General features: G+C 36.1%; 16 protein-coding genes. 15 read left to right on the top strand and 1 reads right to left on the bottom strand.

Going from position 1 to position 23111, the window contains the following annotated elements; translation table 11 throughout:
• The first annotated feature begins 304 nt into the window (after positions 1–304).
• The 11 genes from P6936_RS05015 (at position 305) to P6936_RS04965 (ending at position 9173) form a co-directional block, all read left to right on the top strand.
• Positions 305–730, top strand: coding sequence for a hypothetical protein (locus P6936_RS05015; protein WP_276881010.1), 426 nt, complete (start codon positions 305–307; stop codon positions 728–730).
• Between the two features lie 3 nt (positions 731–733).
• Positions 734–1438, top strand: coding sequence for a hypothetical protein (locus P6936_RS05010; protein WP_276881009.1), 705 nt, complete (start codon positions 734–736; stop codon positions 1436–1438).
• Positions 1439–1514: 76 nt separating this feature from the next.
• A complete protein-coding gene (locus P6936_RS05005) occupies positions 1515–2081 on the top strand; it encodes a hypothetical protein (protein ID WP_276881008.1) in 567 nt (188 codons plus the stop codon).
• 1 nt (position 2082) lies between these two features.
• Positions 2083–2856 carry a hypothetical protein gene (locus P6936_RS05000; RefSeq protein WP_276881007.1) on the top strand — a complete coding sequence of 258 codons (774 nt, stop codon included), beginning with the start codon at positions 2083–2085 and terminating at the stop codon, positions 2854–2856.
• Positions 2853–3593, top strand: a complete 741-nt coding sequence (locus P6936_RS04995) for a hypothetical protein (protein WP_276881006.1) — start codon at positions 2853–2855, stop codon at positions 3591–3593. The genes P6936_RS05000 and P6936_RS04995 overlap by 4 nt, the downstream gene beginning before the upstream one ends.
• A complete protein-coding gene (locus P6936_RS04990) occupies positions 3586–4230 on the top strand; it encodes an ABC transporter ATP-binding protein (protein ID WP_276862871.1) in 645 nt (214 codons plus the stop codon). The genes P6936_RS04995 and P6936_RS04990 overlap by 8 nt, the downstream gene beginning before the upstream one ends.
• 75 nt (positions 4231–4305) lie before the next feature.
• Positions 4306–5400 carry a GH25 family lysozyme gene (locus P6936_RS04985; protein ID WP_276881005.1) on the top strand — a complete coding sequence of 365 codons (1095 nt, stop codon included), beginning with the start codon at positions 4306–4308 and terminating at the stop codon, positions 5398–5400.
• Between the two features lie 149 nt (positions 5401–5549).
• Positions 5550–5771: a YdbC family protein gene (locus P6936_RS04980; RefSeq protein WP_004837317.1), complete on the top strand. Its 222-nt coding sequence runs from the start codon at positions 5550–5552 to the stop codon at positions 5769–5771.
• A gap of 85 nt (positions 5772–5856) precedes the next feature.
• A complete protein-coding gene (locus P6936_RS04975; RefSeq protein ID WP_276881004.1) occupies positions 5857–6924 on the top strand; it encodes a cysteine desulfurase family protein in 1068 nt (355 codons plus the stop codon).
• A complete protein-coding gene (mnmA, locus tag P6936_RS04970; RefSeq protein WP_276881003.1) occupies positions 6921–8024 on the top strand; it encodes a tRNA 2-thiouridine(34) synthase MnmA in 1104 nt (367 codons plus the stop codon). Before P6936_RS04975 ends, mnmA begins: the two co-directional genes overlap by 4 nt.
• A gap of 81 nt (positions 8025–8105) precedes the next feature.
• A complete protein-coding gene (locus P6936_RS04965) occupies positions 8106–9173 on the top strand; it encodes a hypothetical protein (RefSeq protein WP_276881002.1) in 1068 nt (355 codons plus the stop codon).
• Positions 9174–9348: 175 nt separating this feature from the next.
• On the opposite strand, the gene P6936_RS04960 is transcribed toward P6936_RS04965, so the two are convergent.
• Positions 9349–10170, bottom strand: a complete 822-nt coding sequence (locus P6936_RS04960) for an exodeoxyribonuclease III (protein ID WP_004837321.1) — start codon at positions 10168–10170, stop codon at positions 9349–9351.
• A 365-nt stretch (positions 10171–10535) separates the two neighbouring features.
• On the opposite strand from P6936_RS04960, the gene P6936_RS04955 reads away from it, so the two are divergent.
• The 4 genes from P6936_RS04955 to P6936_RS04940 all read left to right on the top strand — a co-directional run bounded on the left by P6936_RS04955 (position 10536) and on the right by P6936_RS04940 (position 22997).
• Complete coding sequence (locus P6936_RS04955) at positions 10536–11453, top strand: RluA family pseudouridine synthase (RefSeq protein WP_423775386.1); 918 nt, start codon at positions 10536–10538, stop codon at positions 11451–11453.
• The gene (locus P6936_RS04950; RefSeq protein ID WP_276881000.1) at positions 11437–12966 is read left to right on the top strand and encodes a YifB family Mg chelatase-like AAA ATPase; all 1530 of its coding nucleotides are present in this window, start codon (positions 11437–11439) and stop codon (positions 12964–12966) included. Before P6936_RS04955 ends, P6936_RS04950 begins: the two co-directional genes overlap by 17 nt.
• On the top strand, positions 12966–14144 hold the full coding sequence (locus P6936_RS04945; RefSeq protein WP_276880999.1) for a GspE/PulE family protein: 1179 nt from the start codon (positions 12966–12968) through the stop codon (positions 14142–14144). Before P6936_RS04950 ends, P6936_RS04945 begins: the two co-directional genes overlap by 1 nt.
• Before the next feature lie 1044 nt (positions 14145–15188).
• Complete coding sequence (locus P6936_RS04940; protein ID WP_276880998.1) at positions 15189–22997, top strand: InlB B-repeat-containing protein; 7809 nt, start codon at positions 15189–15191, stop codon at positions 22995–22997.
• Positions 22998–23111 lie beyond the last annotated feature (114 nt).

The raw sequence follows: 23111 nt of genomic DNA, 5'->3' as shown, positions 1-23111 counted from the left end.
CTAGGAACTTACGGACCAATCCTAAGGATAACAATCACTTAGAACGGAGAAGTTTGACTCGGCTGCTATTTAGAAGGTTCAATAATAATTATTTAGACTGATAATTCAGTCTTTTTTTATTGTTATTTTTGCTTTTATATTTAATATTATTTAGTTAGTTTAAATGAATACTAATATATCACGCTAATAATATATAATAGTTTAATTAATATTTGACATCGATTTCTGATTATGATAATATAATATAAAGGAGGATACCTATACTTTATATCAAGTTCGGAGCTACTCGTATAGGTCAAAAATTATGAAAAATAGGTTAAAAAATATTCTAGTTACCTTGAGTGTTGGAATATGTTTTCTATGTTCAGTAGTTGTTGGAGCAAATGGTTACAAGGATGTTGATTTTAATTTTGATTTTTCAACTTTATCTGGTCCAAGATATACAGTTTCAGAGCGTAAAGATACTACTTCTCCAGCATATGCATATGTTAAACATTTATCACATGGAAGAGAGTGTTTATTTAGTATAGTTTATGCTGATAAATCTAAGAGCTATTATACAGAAGAAGTACGTGTTGATGAAGATAATATATGGTACTGTATATCTTCTAATGTTGTTGAAGATGCTGGTCCTGGTTGCTACGTAAGATTACGTGGTGATAGATTAGGTGTTGGAAGTATGAATGTATCTGGCTGGTGGTCAGCAGATTCTCACAGGTGTGAAAAATAGTGCATGAGTAAAAATATTAAAAAGTACTCTATAATATCGATATTTATTATAGGTCTTGTTGTAATAGCTTCTTTTTTTATCAAGGAAAATAAATCTAGCGAAGATTCCTTACACGTTGAGGAGAGAGAGAAAGATACTGAAATCGCTTCCAAGCTACTTACAGATGAGGAGAAAGAAATTCTAGAATTCTTATCAAATGTAAGCTACCCTAAGGGTGTATACAAATATGAATACAAGATGAAAAATGATGAATTTGATCAGTATGTATTTGTTTCAGCTGATGATAGATCCCTCTATATAGACGATGGACTCTACATCTTATCTGATGGGAAGAGTCACTATGTTATATCAGATAAGTCTAAAAAGTTTTGTGTAAGAGAAGTTGACAAGGGAAAAGATGTTGATAAAGCTCCGAACGACAAAAATGAAATTGATTACAGGATGTTCTACGATGAAGATAAAAATAGGATTCCTGAGCTAAAAATTTACAAGAAAGACGATAATTATATTATCGAAACAGACAGGGGCTATAGTAAGTACGATAAGGATGGAATATTAATAGAACAAGGTGGGATTTCTGGTGGAAGTAAGTATGTTCAAAGCTTGGTTGAATATGACAAAGACTTTGACAAGTATTACGAAGATGCTCTTTCAAAGATAAATATTTACGAGAAAGTGGACACTACCAGTGAGGTATCACCGAAGTAAGCTGAAGGATTGTTGAAACTTATTAAGAGCTTGGCTAAATATGAGTTACAACAATCCTTATTTAATAGGAGCTATTATGAAGAAATTTTTGTTAGGGCTTGTGGCTATTTTTGTCTTATATCTGCCTTTTGGTATATATAGGGCAAATAAGGGTAAGCCACATGATATAGAGATTAAAAATTATAAGATTGATGAGGAAATAAATTACGGGGACCTATCTATAGTAGTTAAAGACTATGACTTTATACAAAACATTAATAAAAAAAGGAAAGCCTATTCTTTAAGGGTAAAATACCAAGTTAGAAATAATACTAACAAGAAGTTAGATTCAAGTAAACTTATGTATGGCATCCAATATAGAAATGGATTTAGAGATTCGATTGTCCAAAATCTAAAGCCAGGAGAAGATATACCAGTTAATATAGACCTTGATATTTATGATCATTATTATGGAGATGATGATTTTATAATAGAGGCAAAGGGCTCTAAGGAGTTTTATTTGTATTATTCTGTATTTAGTGAGCAAGATTACAGAAAGTATCCCTCATGTTTGAGGATGCCTATGGATGCTTATGCTAGTAAGTACAAGGCCAAGCTAGATGATGGTATTTTTTACTATGAGCTTGTGGAAGTAGGTGCTTAATATGAAGTTTTTTAATATCAGAGTGTTCAATAAGAAAAAAATCGGAATTTTCCTTTTCTTTTTGTTATTAATCAATTTTATATCCTTTACTTCCTACCCGATCGGTGATGTTTTCGATAGGAGGCTCTTACAATCGCCATGGACAGAGAGTGTCATGGTAAATATGGAGACAGCTTCGTTTTTGAATGCTGTATATGTATTTGTTTTTTCAGGTTTTATCTATGCTGATGCTTTTGTTATTGATAATAATACGGGATTGACAAATATAATTGCCAGCAAGCTAGATTATAAGAAATATATAAGAAGGACCCTGCTTTATAATTTCGTTATAGCTGGAATATTTGCTATTTTACCTGCCATAGTTAATCTACTCTTGTGGTTTACTGTAAGAGCAGATGTACCCCTAGTTTATTTTAACATAATGAATATTGGTAGGAGTGACTTATTTGCGGATGTATTTTTAAAAAGCAAGTTAGTATTTTATATCCTTCATTTCCTGAAAATATTCTTGTGTGGAGGCTTGATTGCCACATTTGCAATCTATATAAATACCAAATTTAACAATAGGTTTTTGGGGAGTATGATACCCTATATATTAGATTTAATCATATATATTTGTGGAGGCTTCCTCGGTGCGAATTCTCAAATTGCAATATTTCAAATTTTATATAGTATAGTAAAGCCTGATTATATGACTTTGTTTGTAAGTATTGTATTCTTAGTGCCTAGCATAATTTACTTCATAAACTATAGCAGAAGGGGTGACCTATTATGAGAAAACTTTTGGCTAGAGATCTAAAATATATAGTTAATAAATCGAAAAAACTTATGTTAATATATCTATTTCTTATAGTTCTAAGTCAGTTTTTTATCCTACCTCATGGCGATTATAATTCTATGGAGCTTTTTATAGGACTATTATTTGATGGTGGTTATATAGAATCCTTTAGTAATTTCGAACCTCCTATTACGTGGCTTTTGTTTCAGTTGATACCAGTATTTGTTGTATCCTTTGTAACATATCAAGACCATATTGACAATGCCTCCTATATATTAGTTAAGACTAGATCTAGGAAGATGTACTTTCTATCCAAAATATCATCTGGGATTATAAGTATAGGAATAATTAACGTCTTTGTTTACCTACTTGTGATTACTGATACTTTTTTGGTATCTAGTTTTGATAAAGCTTATTTCATAATATTTACTAGGCTTATATTCTCCTATATAGTAACACAATCAATCTTATTTGCCATTGCCTTTATATTGGCTATTGTGTTTGGATTCAAAGCTGGTGTAGCTTCTACACTTATATTTTTGGTCCTAAGTATGACTAGTAATTTCAAAGGCTTTATTGGTCAGCAGACCCTAGCCTTTAAGACTGATGTGATGGGTGGATATATAAGTATGGTTGATAATTTAATAGTATGGCTAGTCTATATAATTTTGATAATTATAGGTTCAGTCCTAGTATTTAGATCTTATAATTTCTACGGAGGAAGCAATGATTAAAGTAAGTGGAGTTAATAAAACTATAAAGGGAGCGAAGATTCTCAAAGATATAAATTTAGAACTTTACGAGGGTAGGGTTTATGGTTTTCAGGGAAGAAATGGATCAGGTAAGACCATGCTCTTTAGGGCCATGGCAGGGCTTATTACAGTAAATAGTGGAGAAATCATCGTGAATGATTTGAAACTCGATAATAAGTATTTCGCAGAAGATTTGGGGCTTCTCTTAGAAAATCCTTCCTTTCTAAAAGATTTATCTGGCTATAAGAATCTAGAAATGATAGCATCTCTTAGAAATATAATTGGCAAAGAAAGAATTGAAGAAATCCTAAAACTTGTAGGACTGTTTGATGCCAAGGACAAGGATTTTGGCAAATATTCTCTAGGTATGAAGCAAAGACTTGCCATAGGCCAAGCTATAATGGAATATCCTAAGATTTTAATGTTAGATGAGCCAACCAACGCTATAGATGAGGAGGGGATTGTGGTTCTTAAAAAAATCATCAAGGAAGAAAAAGCGAAGGGAACTTTAGTCCTCCTTGCAAGTCATGAGAAAGAAATAATAGAAGAATGTGCAGATGAAGTCTTTGTCATGAAAGAAGGGGCAATAGTAGAACATTTTGAAATCAAAAGGGGATAGAATATCCTCTTTTTCCTTGTCCAAAATCTTCTAATATGATATTATTTATTTGATTAAAGAAAAGAAAGAGGATTTATGAAGATTAATAAAAAAATACTAGCTTGTCTTCTAGCGGCAGGAATCTTACTTCCTGACCTTGCCTATGCGGCAGAAGTTGTTATCTATGACAAGTCAAATATCGATGATATTTATGCAGAAATGAAGCTTACCTATAACCAGGATAAGGTTGAGGAAAGAAAAAATGAACTTATAAGCGAAAAAAAGCCAAAAGAGGAAGAAAAGCCAAAGGTCCTACCTAGCGATAAGGAAATTGACCAAATAGCTAAAGATTTGAAAAAATATGAAAATAGTAAAGACTCCTTGGATGAATCGGACATCTACCCAAAAGTTCCAGTTTATGAAAAGGTTGTCGATATTAGCGAGCACCAAAGCCCTAAAAATATAAACTACGATAAGCTCGCAAAGTCCGTAGACGGAGCCATCCTAAGGTCATCAATTAGGCTAAAAAATAATAGCCTAAGAAAGGATAAGGAAGTAGAAAATCACTATAGAGAACTTGATAAGAGGAATGTGCCTTTGGGCTTTTATCATTATTCAAGGGCCATTAATGAAAAAGAAGCTCTAGAAGAAGCAAACTATGTCCTAAATGTAGTAAGAAATAAAAAAGTATCCCTTCCTATTTATATAGATATAGAAGATAATGATAGGCAAGCCAAAGCTACTAAGGCACAAATTACAGCCGTTGCCGATGCCTTCACCAAGGCCATCAGGAGAAATGGATATGTGGCAGGCATATATTCTTACCCATACTTTGCCAATAAGTACCTAAGCAAAAAAGTAAGGGATGAAAATGAGTTTTGGATAGCAGAATGGAAAAAAGACAACTCATATCCAAAATATAAACAAAGCCACTACGACTCTTGGCAATACTCATCCAAGGGTGGAGTCTCTGGCTATAAGGCTAATATTGACAAAAACATCCTCTACCGAGACTACCCGCTAATTATGACAGGCAAATCTGCTAAGGGCTACGCAAAAGTTGCAGATGAAGTAATAGCAGGCAAGTGGGGCAATGGTCTAATAAGAAAGAAAAGACTAGAATACGCTGGCTACAATTACAAGCTTATTCAAGATGAGGTCAATAAAAAAATAAGATTAAGAAGAATCTAAGGGGCTTTGTAAAATAACCATAGCTTTGTTGCCTTGCAAAAATCTTGGAGAAGATTTCTTTTTAGTATTATTAGCAAACTTGATTATAAGGCTAAGTGCCATAAAATATATAAGAATACTTTATATAAAATAATAGAATGGAGTAAGATATGGCAGCAATAAAATATGATATTGTAGAAAATCTTGGGGTTCTTTCAACCAATGCTAAGGGCTGGACTAAGGAGCTTAATCTTGTTTCTTGGAATGAGAGAGATCCAAAGTATGATATCCGTGATTGGAATGAAGATCACACAAGAATGAGCAAGGGCATTACCCTCACAACAGAAGAAGCTGAAGTTCTTAAAAATATTTTGGCTGATGAATTTCATTAAAGATTTCCCTCAAATACTTGAGGGTTTTTCTTTGCCTGCTTTAAATTTAGCCGATTTATAGTATATTTAAAAAATAGGAGCGGATATGATTTATTTTGATTATGCAGCTACAAGCTTAAAGAGAAAAGAAATAATAGAAGAGATTTTGGCTAAGTTTGAGGATTTTGATGCTAATGCCGATTCTACTCATGGACTAGGCAGGAAGGCTAAGAAAAGTCTAGAAGAAGCTAGAAGAAAAATCGCAAGTTCTATCAAGGCAGATCCTAGGAGGCTGATTTTTACATCAGGAGCTAGTGAATCTAACAATACTGTTATCAATGCCTACAGAGGATCTAATATCATCTCTACAAATATAGAACACGACTCTATTTTAAATAGTTTGGAAGGTGAAAAAGTCACCTACCTAAAAGCTGATAAGCATGGTCTTGTCAGCCTAGATGATTTGAAAAGTAAGTTAAAGGATGATACGAAACTTGTTATAGTTATGTTTGTAAATAACGAGCTTTCTACTATTGAGCCTGTTAGAGAAATTGGAGAATACTTAAAGGATAAGCCTGTTCATTTTCATGTCGATGCCGTCCAAGCCTATGGCCACCTTGATATAGATGTGGATGAGATTTTTTGTGATTCTCTTTCACTTTCTGGCCACAAGGTCGGTGGAATCAACGGTTTTGGTATTCTTTATCTAAGAGAAGACATCGAGCCTTTTATCAAGGGGGGAGAGCAAGAAAAACACAGACGTGCTGGGACTTCCTTTGTTATGGGAGCTTACTCTATGGCAGAAGCCTTTGAGAAGACTTTGACTGAGAGGGAAAAAATCAGAGATTTAAAAAAATATTTCCTAGCTGAGCTTGATAAAGTTAAAATAAATTATGAAATTAATGGAAGCCTTGACAAGTCCTCAGATCATATAGTAAATGTTTATTTTAAGGACTTCAAGTCAGATTTCTTATTAACATATCTTGATATGCATGGGATATGTGCATCAGCAGGATCTGCTTGTAGGGCTGGGACCCTTGAGCCAAGCAGGGTTCTTACAAATATCTATGATGAAGAAAGGGCCCTTCATTCTCTGAGATTTTCCTTTGGCTACAAGAATGAGAAGGCGGATATAGATTATTTAATGAAAGTATTAAAGGAGCTAAATAAGTGAAGGATAAAAAAGATACTAAGGTAGTAGTTGGCATAAGCGGGGGAGTTGATTCGTCTGTAGCAGCCCTTCTCCTCAAGGAAGAAGGCTATGATGTTGTCGGAATTTTTATGAAAAATTGGGACGATACTGACGAAAATGGAGTATGCACAGCCGAAGTCGACTACGAAGATGCAGTAGCAGTTTGCAATCAAATAGACATTCCCTACTATTCCATCAACTTTGAAAAAGAATATTATGACAGGGTCTTTACTTATTTTCTCGATGAGTACAAGAAGGGAAGGACTCCTAACCCTGATATAATGTGCAACAAGGAAATAAAGTTTAAGGCCTTTTTGGACTTTGCCAAGTCCTTGGGAGCAGACTTTGTTGCAACTGGCCATTATGCGAGAGTAGATAGGTCAGCTGATGAGACAGTGATGCTTAGAGGAGTTGATTCTAATAAGGATCAAACATATTTTCTAAGCCAACTTTCCCAAGAGCAGATAAAGGATGTCCTCTTTCCTGTTGGAGAGCTTGAGAAAAGCCAAGTAAGAGAAATTGCCCACAAGTACAAGCTTGCCACAGCCGACAAGAAAGATTCGACAGGAATTTGCTTTATAGGCGAGAGGGACTTTAACGAATTTCTTTCAAATTACCTTCCAGCCCAGGAAGGAAATATTGTCGATACCGAAGGAAACATTTTAGGCAGACATGAGGGGCTGATGTTTCACACCATAGGTCAAAGGAGGGGTCTTGGCATAGGTGGAGAAGGCGAGGCTTGGTTTGTCTGCGGTAAGGACTTGAAGAAAAACGAGCTAATAGTCTGCCAAGGCAAGAACAACCCCCTACTTTTTTCAAACAAGCTCTATGCTAGCGAATTTTCGACCATAAGCGATAAAGAAATACCAGAAGAATTTTCTTGCACAGCGAAATTTAGATATAGGCAGGCTGACATCAAGGCCCATGTAAAAGTCTTGGGGGATGGCAAAATCGAGGTGACCTACGATAGGACAAAGGCAGTAACGCCTGGTCAGGCAGCAGTTTTTTACCTTGGAGATGTATGTCTAGGCTCAGCTATAATTGATGAAGTATATAATGATGATAAGAAATTAAAAGTTTAACCAGGGGACTTATGTCCTCTTTTTAAATATTTATATAGATTTAACAAGCTTTCTGCTATTATTAAAAAAAAGGAGTTTATTATGAAGAAAAAAATTATAATAACAAGTCTTGCCCTAGCTATGGCAATGGTAAGCCTAAAGCCTGCTCATGCAGATGATAGCAAAATCGCAAGTGATAAAACAAGTAAAATCGAAGAAAATCAAAAAGAAGAAAAAATCACAGAAACTTATATTATCAAGGAAATAAAAGATGGCAATGTTATCTTAAACAAAAAAGGAAATGACACCGACCTTTACTCAATCCCAAAAGATAAATTTGGGAAGATGAGCCTTGAAGAAGGAAAAGTCATCTCTATAACAAGTGATGGCAAGATGTTGATGTCAAATCCTAGCCAATTCGCTAAGATTTTTGAGATCAAAGAAGAAAAGGCAGATGAGAAAAAAATCACAGAAAATTTCACAGTCAAGGAAATTAATGATAAGACAGTTACAGTAGAAAAAGAAGGCTCTGAAGGCGAGCTATACAGCTTGGAGAAAAAATACTTCAAGGAAGATGTCCAAGTAGGAGATAAGTATGCAATAAGCCACAATGATGTCGTCATGACATCTTTTCCTGCCATCTTCGGAAAAATTTATGAGGTAAAAGAAATAGAAGCCAAAAAAGAAATGGCAAATGTAACAAAAATCTACAAGGTCATAGAAGTAAACAAAGATGCCTACACCATAGAATATCTTAGCGAAGGTGACGGAAGTGGTCTTATTGAAAACAGCGGAGACCTATTCACCCTTCCAAAAGAGATGGTAAAGGCAGAACTAAAGCTTGGAGATAAGCTAAAAATAAGCCACTCAGAAGAAATCTTATATTCTAATCCTGCACAATTTACAAAGATTGAAAAAATAGAAAAGATCGAAGGTCCAAAGAATAAGGCAAGTGAAAATAAGAAGGAAGAGCCTTCTAAAGAAAAAAAGGAAGCAAATAAGAAAGTCGATAATAAGGATAAGAAAAAGGAAAGCCCACAAAATAATAAGGGAAAAGCTCCATCAAAAAATCCAAAAAAGAACCCAAAAACAGGAGTTCTTACAAGTCTTTTACCTTTCACAATCCTTACTCTATCAACTGCTGGTCTAAAATTAAGTAAAAAGAAATAAAAATGGGGCTGTTAATCAGCCCCCAAATTTTTAAAAAAATTCTTACAAAAAAGCCTATCTATGAACTGACACCCAAAAGTTAGACCCAAAAACTAACTAAGGGAGGTCAGTTTTTTTATGGCATAATATAGGGCAGAATTCAAAATTAAAGCGGAAAAGTTTTATCAATTATCAACTAAATTTCAAGCATAATAGGGGTATGGTCTTGTCTTTGTCCTGAATCTATCATTGTTGAATCTTTTACCTTATCAATCAACCTATCTGATACTAAGAAATAGTCGATTCTCCAGCCAGAGTTGTTGATTTTACTTGTCTTAACCCTTTGGGCCCACCAAGTATAAGCTCCTTCTAGGTCCTTGTTTAAGTACCTAAAGCTATCAGTAAAGCCCCTATTTAATAGATTAGTAAAGCCCCTTCTCTCTTCATCTGTAAAACCTGCCGACATGTGATTATTTTCAGGATGGGCGAGGTCGATTTCCTCATGGGCAACATTAAAATCGCCTGTAGCTATAACTGGTTTAATCTTGTCTAGCTCTTCAAGATAATCTGCAAATTTAAGATCCCAGATCTCTCTTAGAGGAAGTCTATTAAGCTCTCCTCCAGCATTTGGTGTGTAAACTTGGACAAAATAATAATCATCAAGCTCGAGGGTTAGGATTCTTCCCTCAAGATCCATGGTATCTGGAGCACCAATTTCTGGGAAAGACTCCTTTACTTTAAGACCTTTTTTATAGAGGGTCATAGTTCCAGCGTAGGATTTTCTAGCGCTATCTCTTGAAGAAACCCAAAAATAATCATAGTCAGGGAAAAACTCAAAAAGCTTTTCCTTATGTTTTTTGCTAGGACCTGTTGCTGGAAGTTTGGTTTCTTGTAAGGCTATGATATCGGCATCTTCGTTTTTTATTGTATCGAGAACATCTCTACTAAGCTTAGCCCTAGCCGAATCACTAGTTAGGGCAGCATTAAGAGAGTCTATATTCCAAGAAATAAATTTCATTCTATCTCCTTTATTAATTTAATTGCTACAATAATTATAAGATAAATCCAAGTATTTGCAAACGCAGACTTTTCTTTGACGGCTTTTGTTTACTTAACTCATAGACTAGCTAGTTAGATTTCTCGTCGAAATCTACGATTTCTCTGTCGAAATGACCCAAAAGTAAGCCACGATTAAGCTCTACTATCAATTCACTGACCTTTATCGTATCAGGACCATTAGAAATTACAGAAGGGAAGTTTAATGTGGTGCAGAAATTCAAGTGTTTCTATATTTTCAGCAAGTGGACGCCTTAGAAAGTATATGACAAAATTTCCTTCCTAAAAATATTTTAACTAAATAAGCCTAAATGATATAATAAAAACATGATAATGATTGCAGATGAAATAATTAGAATTGATAAGTTCATATCTGATGAGCTGGAGGAAATTGCTCGTGAGAAGATTAAGGACTTTATCAAGGATAAGTTAATAAAAGTAAATAATAAGGCTGTTAAACCAAGTTTTAAGCTAAGTGAGGGAGATGAAATCTTTATAGATGACTCTCTTTTTGCTATAGCAGAAATCAAGGCAGAAAATATTGACCTTAAAATTGTCTATGAGAACGAGGACTATGCAGTAATTGATAAGGATAGCGACCTCATAGTCCATCCAGCAGGAAAAATCGTAACAGGAACCTTGGTCAACGCCCTTCTTTATAAATATGGCTATGATGGCCTTTCCCATATAGGAGGAGAAGATAGGCCAGGCATAGTCCACAGACTCGATAAGGATACAACTGGCCTTATCCTCATCACCAAAAACAATACTTCCTACAAATATTTTAAGAAGATGTTTGAAACAAGAAAGGTCGATAAGTATTACTACGCCATAGTTTTTGGGAATTTTGACAAGAAGACGGGAACTATCGAAACTTTCATGGATAGGGATCCTAACAATAGACGCAAGATGGCAGTAAGACCTGCTGGTAGGAGAGCTGTAAGCCATTATGAAGTTCTTAGGGAAGTAGATGGCTTTTCCCTTCTAAGGATTAAGATTGAAACAGGTAGGACCCATCAAATCAGAGTTCACATGACCCATATCAACCATCCACTTCTCGGCGATCCTGTCTATGGTAATGTCAAACACAAGTTTAATCTTTCCCACCAACTCCTTCATTGTGGCAAGATTGGTTTTAAAGATATGGAGGACTCTTATGTAACTTATGAGGCAAGCCCTCACGAAGAATTTTTGAAATATCAAAAGATTTTAGGATTAGGGGATAAAGATGTATTCGAAAACTAACACCACAACACTTATAGGCCTTGATGGTAAACTTGTAGAGGTAGAATCTGACATAACCTCAGGCCTTCCTACATTTTCCATAGTAGGTCTTCCTGACTCATCTATCAAGGAATCCAAGGACAGGGTAAGAGTCGCCCTAATCAATTCTGGCTACAAGTTTCCAGCTGGACGAATCACAATCAATCTTTCTCCAGCAGACTTAAAGAAAGAAGGAACTCAGCTGGACCTTCCTATAGCCATATCCCTTTTGGCATCTATGGGAGTCATTAACTTTGACTATGCTTCTTACATATTTTTGGGTGAATTGTCTCTAGATGGTAGGATTGTTCCCATAAGAGGGGCCCTTGCTATGATAATTGCCATGCGAGAGCTAGGTTTTAAAAAATTTATAATATCTGACGCCAACAAGGACGAGTGCGCCATCATCTCAGATGTGGAAATCTATCCCTTTGATAAATTAAATGATGTAGTTTCCTTTATTAACAAGGAAAAAGACCTAAAGCCTTACCAAATCGACCTAGGAAAAATCCAAGAAGAAAAGACCTATGACTATGACTTCAAAGACCTAAAGGGTCAAGAAAATCTCAAAAGAGCCTTACAAATTGCCGCCGCAGGCAATCACAATGTCCTCATGATAGGAGCACCAGGTTCGGGCAAGACCTTCTCAGCCAAACACCTACCTACAATCCTTCCAGACATGAGCTTTGATGAAAAGGTAGAAGTAACAAAAATTTATTCTATAATGGGCCTACTCGAGAGTGGGCATTTGGTAAATGAGCGTCCCTTTAGAGCACCTCATCACACATCAAGCGAAGTTGCCCTCATAGGTGGCGGTCATTCTGTACCAAGACCTGGAGAAATCACCCTTGCCCACAAGGGAGTCTTGCTCCTAGATGAATTTCCAGAATACAAGAAAAATGTAATAGAAGCCTTGCGTGAGCCATTGGAAAACAAAGAAATAAATGTAGCAAGATCCCAAGCCTCTGTCAAATATCCAGCAGACTTTATCCTAATTGCCGCTATGAACCCCTGCCCATGCGGAAACTTCGGCAATCCCCTAAAGGAATGTACTTGTAGCTACAACGAAATAAGGCGTTACCTAAACAAGATATCTTCGCCAATCTTAGATCGAATTGACATTCATATAGAAATTAAACCTGTAAAATATGAAGACCTAAAAGACGATACTAATTCCAAATCCTCAAGAGAATTAAAGGAGGAAGTCGTTAAGGCGAGAAAAATTCAAGAAGAAAGATACAAGGACGAAAATATCACGACCAACTCAGAGCTTACCAGCAAGCAGATGAAAAAATACATCCACCTATCAGCTGAGCTAGAAAAAATTGCAAAGATGGCCTTTGACAAATACAAGTTCTCCGTTAGGTCCTTTAACAAAGTAATCAAGATGGCAAGAACCATAGCAGACCTTGAGGGAAGTTATGAAATCGAAGCCAAACACCTCCTCGAAGCTATTCGTTATAGGGCTCTAGATGGAAAATATTGGAGCAACTAATGGCAGACCAAAGAGATATAGAAAAAAACATCGACACCTTCATCAAAGAAATAATTGGAGAAGCCATAGAGCTTAGGGCAAGCGACATCCACATAGAAGCCTTCGAGACCTATGGCAGAATCAGGCTAAGAGTCGATGGATCTCTATTTGAATACATGAGAATAAAACTAGATAACTACGAAAAGCTTCTTACCAAAATAAAGCTAATGAGTAAGATGGACATAGCAGAAAAAAGACGTCCCCAAGACGCCAACCTCAAGCTAGAAGAATTTTCTAATATCGACTTTAGGCTATCGACAATAAACACAGTAAATGGCGAAAAAATGGTAATAAGGATTCTTTCCCTAGTTGAATTTAAAAAAAGAGCCAAGCTTTTGGGCTTTACAGATGACAATCTAGGCAAAATAAACAAAGTCCTAGCTCAAAAATCTGGCATGATAATAATAACAGGTCCCACAGGATCGGGTAAAAGCACCTCCCTCTACGCCCTTCTTGACAAACTAAACACAGGTCATGAAAACATAATAAGCGTAGAAGACCCAGTCGAATACAAAATAGAAGGCATCAACCAAGTATCAATCAACGAGAAAATCGATCTAAGCTTTGCAAAAGCCCTAAGGTCAATCCTAAGACAAGACCCGGATATAATAATGATAGGAGAAATAAGAGATAAAGAAACTGCCCAAATAGCCGTAAGAGCTGCCATAACAGGTCATCTAGTCCTATCAACTCTCCATACCACAGATGCCATCTCCGCTATCCCTAGACTAAGGGACTTGGGAGTCGAAGACTATCTCATAAACTCCTCTTTAAGTCTTCTCATAAGCCAAAGACTGGTCAAAAGGCTTTGCACCTGCAAAGAAAAATCAACCATGACCGACCTAGAATACCAAATAATAAAAAAACACAATAATATAGACAGAAATCATCCTATCTACAGACCAAAAGGCTGTTCCAAGTGCAAAAATGGCTATCTAGGAAGAGAAGCAGTCGAGGAAGTCATAGTAGTAGATGAAGAAATTAAAGACCTCCTAAGAAAGGGTGGAGAAAGAAGCGAGGAAATAAAAGAACACTTAGCCAAAGTAGGCTTCAAAAACATGCTAGAAAATGGCATAGACAAAGTAATAGAAGGAAAAACATCCCTAGAAGAAATCCTAGAAAAGCTAGACCTAGGCTAAAAACAAACTCTTGGCAGACAAATGCCAGGAGTTTTTTATAATAAAAAAACAAGCCCCAGCCCTTCCCAATGCTTCTTCCCACAACGAACGGACACCTACTTATCATTCCGAACCAACGGACATCTACTGTCATTCCGAACCAACGAACACCTACTGTCATTCCGAACGAACGAAGTGAGGAGGAATCTCACTAGTAAAACTAAGAGCCAAGGAGAAAAAAGACGTCAAGAAAAAGATCCCTCCTCGAAAGCAAGCTTTCTCGTTCGGGATGACATGGTGGTGTGGCTTCGCTCACTGTGACACTTCCATTAAGGGTAACAGAGTGGTTAATCCGAACGAACAACTCACCATGTCATTGCTAATGTTTCTTCCCATAAAAAACGGACACCTACTTATCATTCCAAACCAACGGACATCTACTGTCATTCCGAACGAACGAAGTGAGGAGGAATCTCACTAGTAAAACTAAGAGCCAAGGAGAAAAAAGACGTCAAGAAAAAGATCCCTCCTCGAAAGCTTGCTTGCTCGTTCGGGATGACATTGAGTGGCGCATGCTCACTATGACGCTTACATTAAGGGTAACAGTAATGATGTAATTTCTACGAGGAATCTTACTAGCAAATCTTAGCTCTACCAAGAATAAAAAATATTTATAAAATCAATTTGATGCATACTAGCTGGATAGAGGATAAGATAAATTATCATACAAAGTATTTAAGGAAAAATACACTTACAATATAACTAAAATAAAAATTTATAGTTTTTATAAAAACCCGACAAAAAACAGCCATACAAAGCCGTTTTCATATGAAAAAATCTTCATATGAAAAACTAATCAATAAAATAATTTATTAATATATTAAACTAATAAAAGTTTGCTATATTAATTGATTTCAGTATAATTATGGAGAGAATGTGTAAAAGAAGGGAGATAATATTTCTAAGTATAAAAAAGCCAAAATTTTATTAGAAACAAAGGCTTTATATAAAGAATTAAAACCAATATACGCAACAAGAAAACTATCCATAGGCCTAGTTTCATGTATGCTAGGACTAACACTTTTTGCACCAAGGGTCTTTGCTCAAGATGAACTTGTAGATAAGTCTCAAGTCCAAGAAACTGACCAAGAGCAAGGAAATGAAGACGCAAAAAATGAAGTAAATAAGAATAAAGAAACTGAAAAAACTAATGATGATAAAAAAACGGCTGGAGATGACAAAACTACTGAAACTAGCGAAGAACAAAAGGTTAAAGTACCAAGTGTAGAAGAACAAGATTCATCCAATCAAGAAGTAGATGACATCCTAACAGCAGATGAGATTCAAGAAATTAGAACTAGGACTAATAGCCTAGAAAATTCTTACTTCTTTAATGGCAATATGGTCGAAGAATTAAAGGCAGAGCTTAGAAAGGCAAAAGCTGATTCTTCTGTAAACTATGAAGAAGCCAAGGCCCGTCTAATAGATGAAGCAATACAAAAAAATACTCCTGCTCAAAAAGCCCCAGGGGAAGAAAGAACAGTAAAAAAACCAAAAGTTAATCCAATTTTTTTAGGAAATGAAAAAATCACTGGATCTGTAACTAAAAGTAGCTATCAGAGGAAAAAAAATGAGATAGACATAACTATCACAGTAACAGTTAATCGTAAAGCAGGTGGTAGTGAAGTAAAAACTGTTGTTGTTCCTCATGATCAAGCCAGTCAAGCTTGGTCAGTAACCTTAGACAGCCCACTTGTAGATGGTGATAAAGTAACAGTAACTCAAGCATATGGTGGGGAAACTTCAAATCCTGGTGATCCTATCGTACCGAAAAGAGCTATGAAGGATAAATACAAAGACACATTACACATGCCAGAAGGAGAAATCTGGATAGAACAATACGTTGCCAATATAGTTAACGATGAAGAAAAAGCAGAAGCTTTAGATTTGTTGAAACAAGCAAACCCTGCTGAAACAGCTAGAGATATTAAGTCTGTTGAATTTAATATCACTAACATAGAAGGTGAGAAAGTAGCTTCTTATATAGTAACATACACTGATAATTCAAAAACTAAAGAAATAGCAGCTAGAAATTTAAAAATAAATCAAGTTAAAGATTATTCTAGAGGAGCTACTCTTGGCAGTATTACAATTGTAGACAATGTAATTAAGGGAAAATTAGCCGGACCGGGACCTTTTGATAAAATAAAGGTACAATTAATCGTTAATGTCAATAAGAATAAAGCAGGTCAATTTTGTAATGAAAATAAGTGTACATTTGACAAAACCTCATCTACACCGGTAGAAGTAAATGTACAAAGTGATGGAACTTTTTCCTATACTTTACAAGCATTTGATAGTTTAACTCTCGACCAAATAGTTGGTGTTTCAGTAAAAGAACCTCATAAATTCGTATCTTGTTCTACAACAACTGTTAAACCCGTAACAGTAGAAAAAACAGAAGTTAAAGACCCTAGAAAATTAACTCCTGATAACAAAACAGCAAATGATGAGGCTATAAGAAAAGCATATACATTAGAAGGCGTATCTAAACTACCAAACGGAACTGGAGACTGGACAGGAGTACCGGCAGTTATACAAATTGATGACAGCGGCAATGCCAAGATATTTAGTGGTAATGATGTAGCAGGTGATTGGGACAATGAAGGGACTTTTGTTCCAGAAAAAAATGGAGATGGTTCATATAAGGTAAAAGAAGGAGCTCAACCAAAAACAACAATTCCGGCCAAAGACATTCTAAAGAACATCAAACCAGATGCACCTAATGTTGCCCATGATGGCGAAAATGGATCAATAACAATCACTCCTAATGTCCTAGACACAGACGCAAAGAAAATAACTGTAAAGTATACAGATAATAATGGAGAATCAAAAACCGCAACGTTTGAAAAAACAGGTGGCAATTGGTCAAAACAAGATGGTTTCACTGTTACAGTTGATGACAAAACAGGTCAAATAACAATAACAGTTAAAGATGACAAGATTAAAAATAAATCTGATATTACTGCCACTGTCACAGATGCAGGTGGCATTGCAGATGATGATACAGATGAAAAAACATCGGATCCTTGCAAAGTAACACTAAGAATTCTTCCAAAGAAACCAAAAATCACTATAAATGATCAAGACGGTTCTGTAACTATCACTCCTATCGGAAGAGATAAAGATAGGGTTGCTAAAAAAATGGTCATCGGATACTCGCCAGTAGGCAATCGTGAAGTAAATATTGTAACTGTTGATATAGATGAAAATGGAAATTTGACTTTGCAAGGAGGCTCTGATTTTAAGTTAAGCAAAAATAAAAAATCCATTACAATAACAAACGACAAAATTAAATCAAATACAAAAATAAAAGCTATAACCAATGATGGCGACCCTGACCCTAATCAAGTTTTAGAATCTGATGAATCAGAAGAAAAAGTCCCAGACAAAACAGCACCACAGCCACCTAAAGTTGAGGTAAATACAACAGACGGTTCTGCACAAATCAAACCACCAACAGATAAAGATACAAAAACAGTTATTGTTAAGTATCCAGATCCAGATCAAGATGGACAAACAAAAACAGCCATAGCCACCAAGGGTGATAGTGGTTGGGAAATAACCCAAGGTGGAGATGATGGAGTAACAGTTGATTCAACAAGTGGTCTTATCAAAATCCCTTATGATAAGATGAAAAAAGCTGACACTCTAAGTGCAACTGCAAAAGATGAGTCAAATAACGAATCTAAGTCAAGCATAGACACAACACTCCCACCAGCACCAGGTGTAAAACTAGACGAAGAGAATGGAGTTATAACAGTAACCCCACCAACAGATAAAGCACCATCAGTTGATGGTATGGAGATTACCTACACACCAGACGGAGATGGAGCTAGCGAGACAAAGCTTGTAGCTAAAAAAGATAATGCTGGCAAGTGGTCAATCGAAAACATACCAGAAGGTGTAGCAATAGATAAAAACACAGGTGTGGTAACAATCACCAATGACAAGGCCAAGGAAAAATCAAAAGTTATTGCCTATTCATCAATTGATACCAAGAAGAAGAGCTTGGAAAAAGGGGAAGCAAAAGTACCAGAATCAAAAGCTCCAGAAGCTCCAACTGTAAAAGTCCAAGACAATGGTTCAGTTACTATTACACCAAAAGACAAGGGCGAAACTACAGTAACAGTTACCTACAAGGACAAAGACGGTCAAGATAAGACTGCAACTGCAACTAAGGGTAAAAATGGAAAATGGACTGTAGTTGGAACTAATGGTGAAGGAATTAATGAAGATTCTGGCGTAATCACCATTCCAAATGGAAATACAAATCCTGGAGATAGGGTAAAAGCAACAGCTACAAAAGGAAGTAAAACCTCTGAAGAAGGAAAAGACCTAACCAAACCAGCCCCACCAAAAGTTACACCAAATCAAACTTCTGGTGATGTAACAATCACCCCTCCAAACAAGGGTAATGTCGATGGTATGATTATCAAATACAAAAAACCAAACGGCAACGATGAAACTATAAAGGTTAAAAAAGGTGAAGGTGGTACATGGACAATTGAAAACAATCCTGACACCGAAGGCGTGAAAGTTGATGGACAATCTGGCCTAGTAACCATCAAAAAAGGTCACGCCAAGGAAAAAACTCCAGTAACAGCAGACTCAACCATAGAAAAATTACAAACACCAGATAAAAACCAAGGTGATAAGCCAGAATTAGTCCCAGACAAAACTCCTCCACAAGCTCCAGAAGTAAGTGTCAATACAAATGACGGCTCTGCACAAATAAAACCACCAACAGATGAAGATACAAAAACAATCACTGTTAAATATCCAGATCCAAATGGAAATGAGAAGACAGCTATAGCTACTAAGGACAATGATGGTTGGAAAATAACTAAAGGGGCAGATGACGGAGTAACAGTTGACTCAACTACTGGTCTTATCAAAATTCCTTATGGAAAGATGAAAAAAGCTGATACTGTAAGTGCTAGTGCAAAGGATGAGTCAAATAACGAATCCCAGTCAAGCACAGATACAACTCTTCCACCTGTTCCAAGTGTAGAAGTAAATACAGATAAGAAAGTAGTAGTAACACCACCAGCAGATACTCCAGCAGTTAATGGAATGGAAATCACCTATACACCAGCAGGAAAAAGCCAAATAAACACAATCAAAATCGTTAAGGGTAATGACGATAAGTGGAAACTTGATGGAGATCCTATCACAGGAATAAGTGTAGATGAAACTTCAGGAAAAGTAACCTTCGACAAAGGAACAGCAAAAGAATTATCAAATGTTATTGCTAAGTCTAAAATAGATGAAAATAAAAAAGGCTTAGAAACAGCAGAAAAACAAGTTCCAGACACAACAGCACCAGAAAAACCAGATGTAAAAGTCCAAGATGATGGATCAGTTACAATCACCCCTAAGAAAGATTCTGATACAAAGACTGTAACAGTAACTTATAAAAACCAAGATGGGGAAGATAAAACTGCAACAGCTACAAAGGACGATAAGGGTAATTGGACTGTAGAAGGCAATAATGGAGAAACAATAGATAAGACTTCAGGAGTTATTACAATTCCAAAAGGAAAATCAAACCCAGGAGACAAGGTAGTTGCGAAAGCAAAAGACCCATCAGGCAATGAATCAGGTCCAAGTGATGATACAACCATGCCAGCCCCACCAACAATAACCCCTGACCAAACTTCTGGTAATGTAACAATTACCCCACCAACAAAGGGCAATCTTGATGGAATGGATATTGAATACAAAACTCCAGAGGGTACAGACAGAAAAGTACGAGTTGTAAAAGGTACTGATAAGAAGTGGAAGATTGAAGGAGAAAATCCTGACGAAGTAACAGTTACTGAAAATCAAGGTATTGTAACTATTCCAAAAGGCAAGGCTAAGGAAAAGACAGAAGTAAAAGCTGACTCAACTCTTGGCAAAAAGAAAGCACCAGCAGAAAAAACTCCAGAAAACCAAAATCTTGTACCAGACAAAACTGCTCCAAATCCACCAACTGTAAAAGTTGAGGACAAGGGTAATGTAACAATCACCCCACCAAGTGATGAGGACACAACATCAGTAACAGTAACTTACAAGAAGGCTGATAATACTGAGATACAAGTTAAGGCTAAAAAATCTGGTAATAAATGGTCATTGACAAAAGTAGATGGTACAAGCCAAGTTGACAATGGAGAAAGCGTAGACGAAAATTCTGGTGTGATTGCCCTTGCAAAAGGAAAATACAAGACTGGGGAAATAGTAAAAGCTTATGGCAATGACAATGTAAATAACCAATCTAGTGAAGATAAAAAAACACCAGTAGAGGTAAGCTTTGAAGCTAATGGTGGTAGCAAAACAATGGATGGTTCTATCCTTGCACTTAGCAAAGGAAACACACCAGAAGGTCAAAGTGCAGTTTTATCTGCAGTTTTTGAATTACCAGAATGTAAATTTGCACCACCAGAAGGCAAAAAATTTGCAGGTTGGCAAGTAGGAAGCGAAACTAAAAAAGCTGGCGAAAAAATCCAAATAAAGGCTAATACCACTGTAAAAGCAATCTGGAAAGACATCGAATTTAAGGTAACATTCCAAACAGAAGCTGGTGCTAGTGGAACAATGGATCCTAAAACTGTCAATAAAGGCAGCAAATATGAACTTCCAACACCTACATTTAAATCAGAAGAAGGCAAAGAATTTGCTGGATGGAAAGTAGGAGATGGCACAGAATTGAAGAAAGCTGGAGAAGCAATAGACATATCTGGAGATGTAAAACTAACAGCTGTCTGGAAAGACATTGAATACAAAGTAAGCTTCAACGCAAATGGCGGTTCAGAGACAATGAAATCTCAAATTGTCAAGAAAGGCAAAGAATACACATTACCAGCAAATGGCTTTATAGCACCAGAAGGAAAAGAATTTGACGGATGGATGATAGGCACAGAAAAGAAAGCTGCCAATGATAAAATCACAATAAATGCTGATACAGAAGTAAAAGCAATTTGGAAAGACATTGAATACAAAGTAAGTTTCAATGGAAACACTGGAACTGGTAAGATGGATGAAAAACTAGTTAAAAAAGGCAAAGAATACACATTACCAGCAAATGGCTTTATAGCACCAGAAGGAAAAGAATTTGACGGATGGATGATAGGCACAGAAAAGAAAGCTGCCAATGATAAAATCACAATAAATGCTGATACAGAAGTAAAAGCAATTTGGAAAGACATTGAATACAAAGTAAGTTTCAATGGCAACAGTGGAACTGGTAAGATGGCTGAACAACTAGTAAAAAAAGGCAAAGAATACACATTACCAGCAAATGGCTTCACAGCCCCAGAAGGCAAAAAATTTGACGGCTGGATGATAGGCAAAGAAAAGAAAGCTGTCGGAGATAAAATCAAAGTAAATGCTGACGCAGAAGTAAAAGCTGTTTGGAAAGACATTGAATACAAAGTAAGCTTCAATGGCAACAGTGGAACTGGTAATATGGCTGAACAACTAGTGAAAAAAGGCAATGAATACGAATTACCAAAAAACGGCTTTACAGCACCAAAAGATAAAGTATTTGACGGCTGGATGATAGGCGAAGAAAAGAAAGCTGTCGGAGATAAAATCAAAGTAAATGCTGACACAGAAGTAAAAGCCATCTGGAAAGATATAGAATACAAAGTAAGCTTCAATGGCAACAGTGGAACTGGTAATATGGCTGAACAACTAGTGAAAAAAGGCAATGAATACGAATTACCAAAAAACGGCTTTACAGCACCAAAAGATAAAGTATTTGACGGCTGGATGATAGGCGAAGAAAAGAAAGCTGTCGGAGATAAAATCAAAGTAAATGCTGACACAGAAGTAAAAGCAATATGGAAAGACATTGAATACAAAGTAAGCTTCAATGGCAACAGTGGAACTGGTAAGATGGCTGAACAACTAGTAAAAAAAGGCAAAGAATACACATTACCAGCAAATGGCTTCACAGCCCCAGAAGGCAAAAAATTTGACGGCTGGATGATAGGCAAAGAAAAGAAAGCTGTCGGAGATAAAATCAAAGTAAATGCTGACGCAGAAGTAAAAGCAGTATGGAAAGACATTGAATACAAAGTAAGCTTCAATGGCAACAGTGGAACTGGTAAGATGGCTGAACAACTAGTAAAAAAAGGCAATGAATACGAATTACCAGAAAATGGCTTCACAGCCCCAGAAGGAAAAGAATTTGACGGATGGATGATAGGCACAGAAAAGAAAGCTGCCAATGATAAAATCACAATAAATGCTGATACAGAAGTAAAAGCAATTTGGAAAGACATTGAATACAAAGTAAGTTTCAATGGAAACAGTGGAACTGGCTCAATGACAGAAGCAACTGTTAAAAAAGGTGAAAAATATAAGCTACCAGGAAATAAATTCCAAGCTCCAACTAATAAAGAATTTAAAACATGGGAAGTAGATGGAAAAGAAGTAGCAGTAGGAACTGAGATAACTGTTGATAAGGATATAGAAGTAAAAGCTGTTTGGAAAGACAAAAAACCAGACAACCCACCAGCTCCACAACCAAATCCAGAACAACCAGGTGAAAAGCCAGTTGAACCAGGAAAATCTTCAGAAGAAAAACCTTCTAAGGAAAATCCAAGTCCTGAAAAGGAAAAAGAAGGCAAGAAGCAAGAAGCTGAACCTAGCAAAAAGATTCCTGTTCCACAAGAAAAAGAAAACAAAGAACAAGCAGAAAATAAAGCTAAGAATACCAACCCTAATGTAAAGACAGGTGTTGAATCATTGAACTTAGTAACAGCAAGCTTAGTTTCAGCAGCAAGTGCTTTGTTTATGACATTCAAGAAAAAGAAAAATGATTAATCTATAAGATTTGTAGATGAGAAAGCTCGGGGAAGCCCGAGTTTTCTTTTGTGAAAAATCCTATAATAAAGTCCCTTATTCTTAATTATCTTCCTCACAATGATGCATTATCCT

The sequence above is a fragment of the Anaerococcus tetradius genome (genome assembly GCF_947087635.1).
In the GTDB taxonomy this organism is placed as follows: Bacteria; Bacillota; Clostridia; order Tissierellales; family Peptoniphilaceae; genus Anaerococcus; species Anaerococcus tetradius.
Note: the sequence above shows the minus strand (reverse complement) of the source record. Positions and strands in the feature narration are given on the sequence as shown.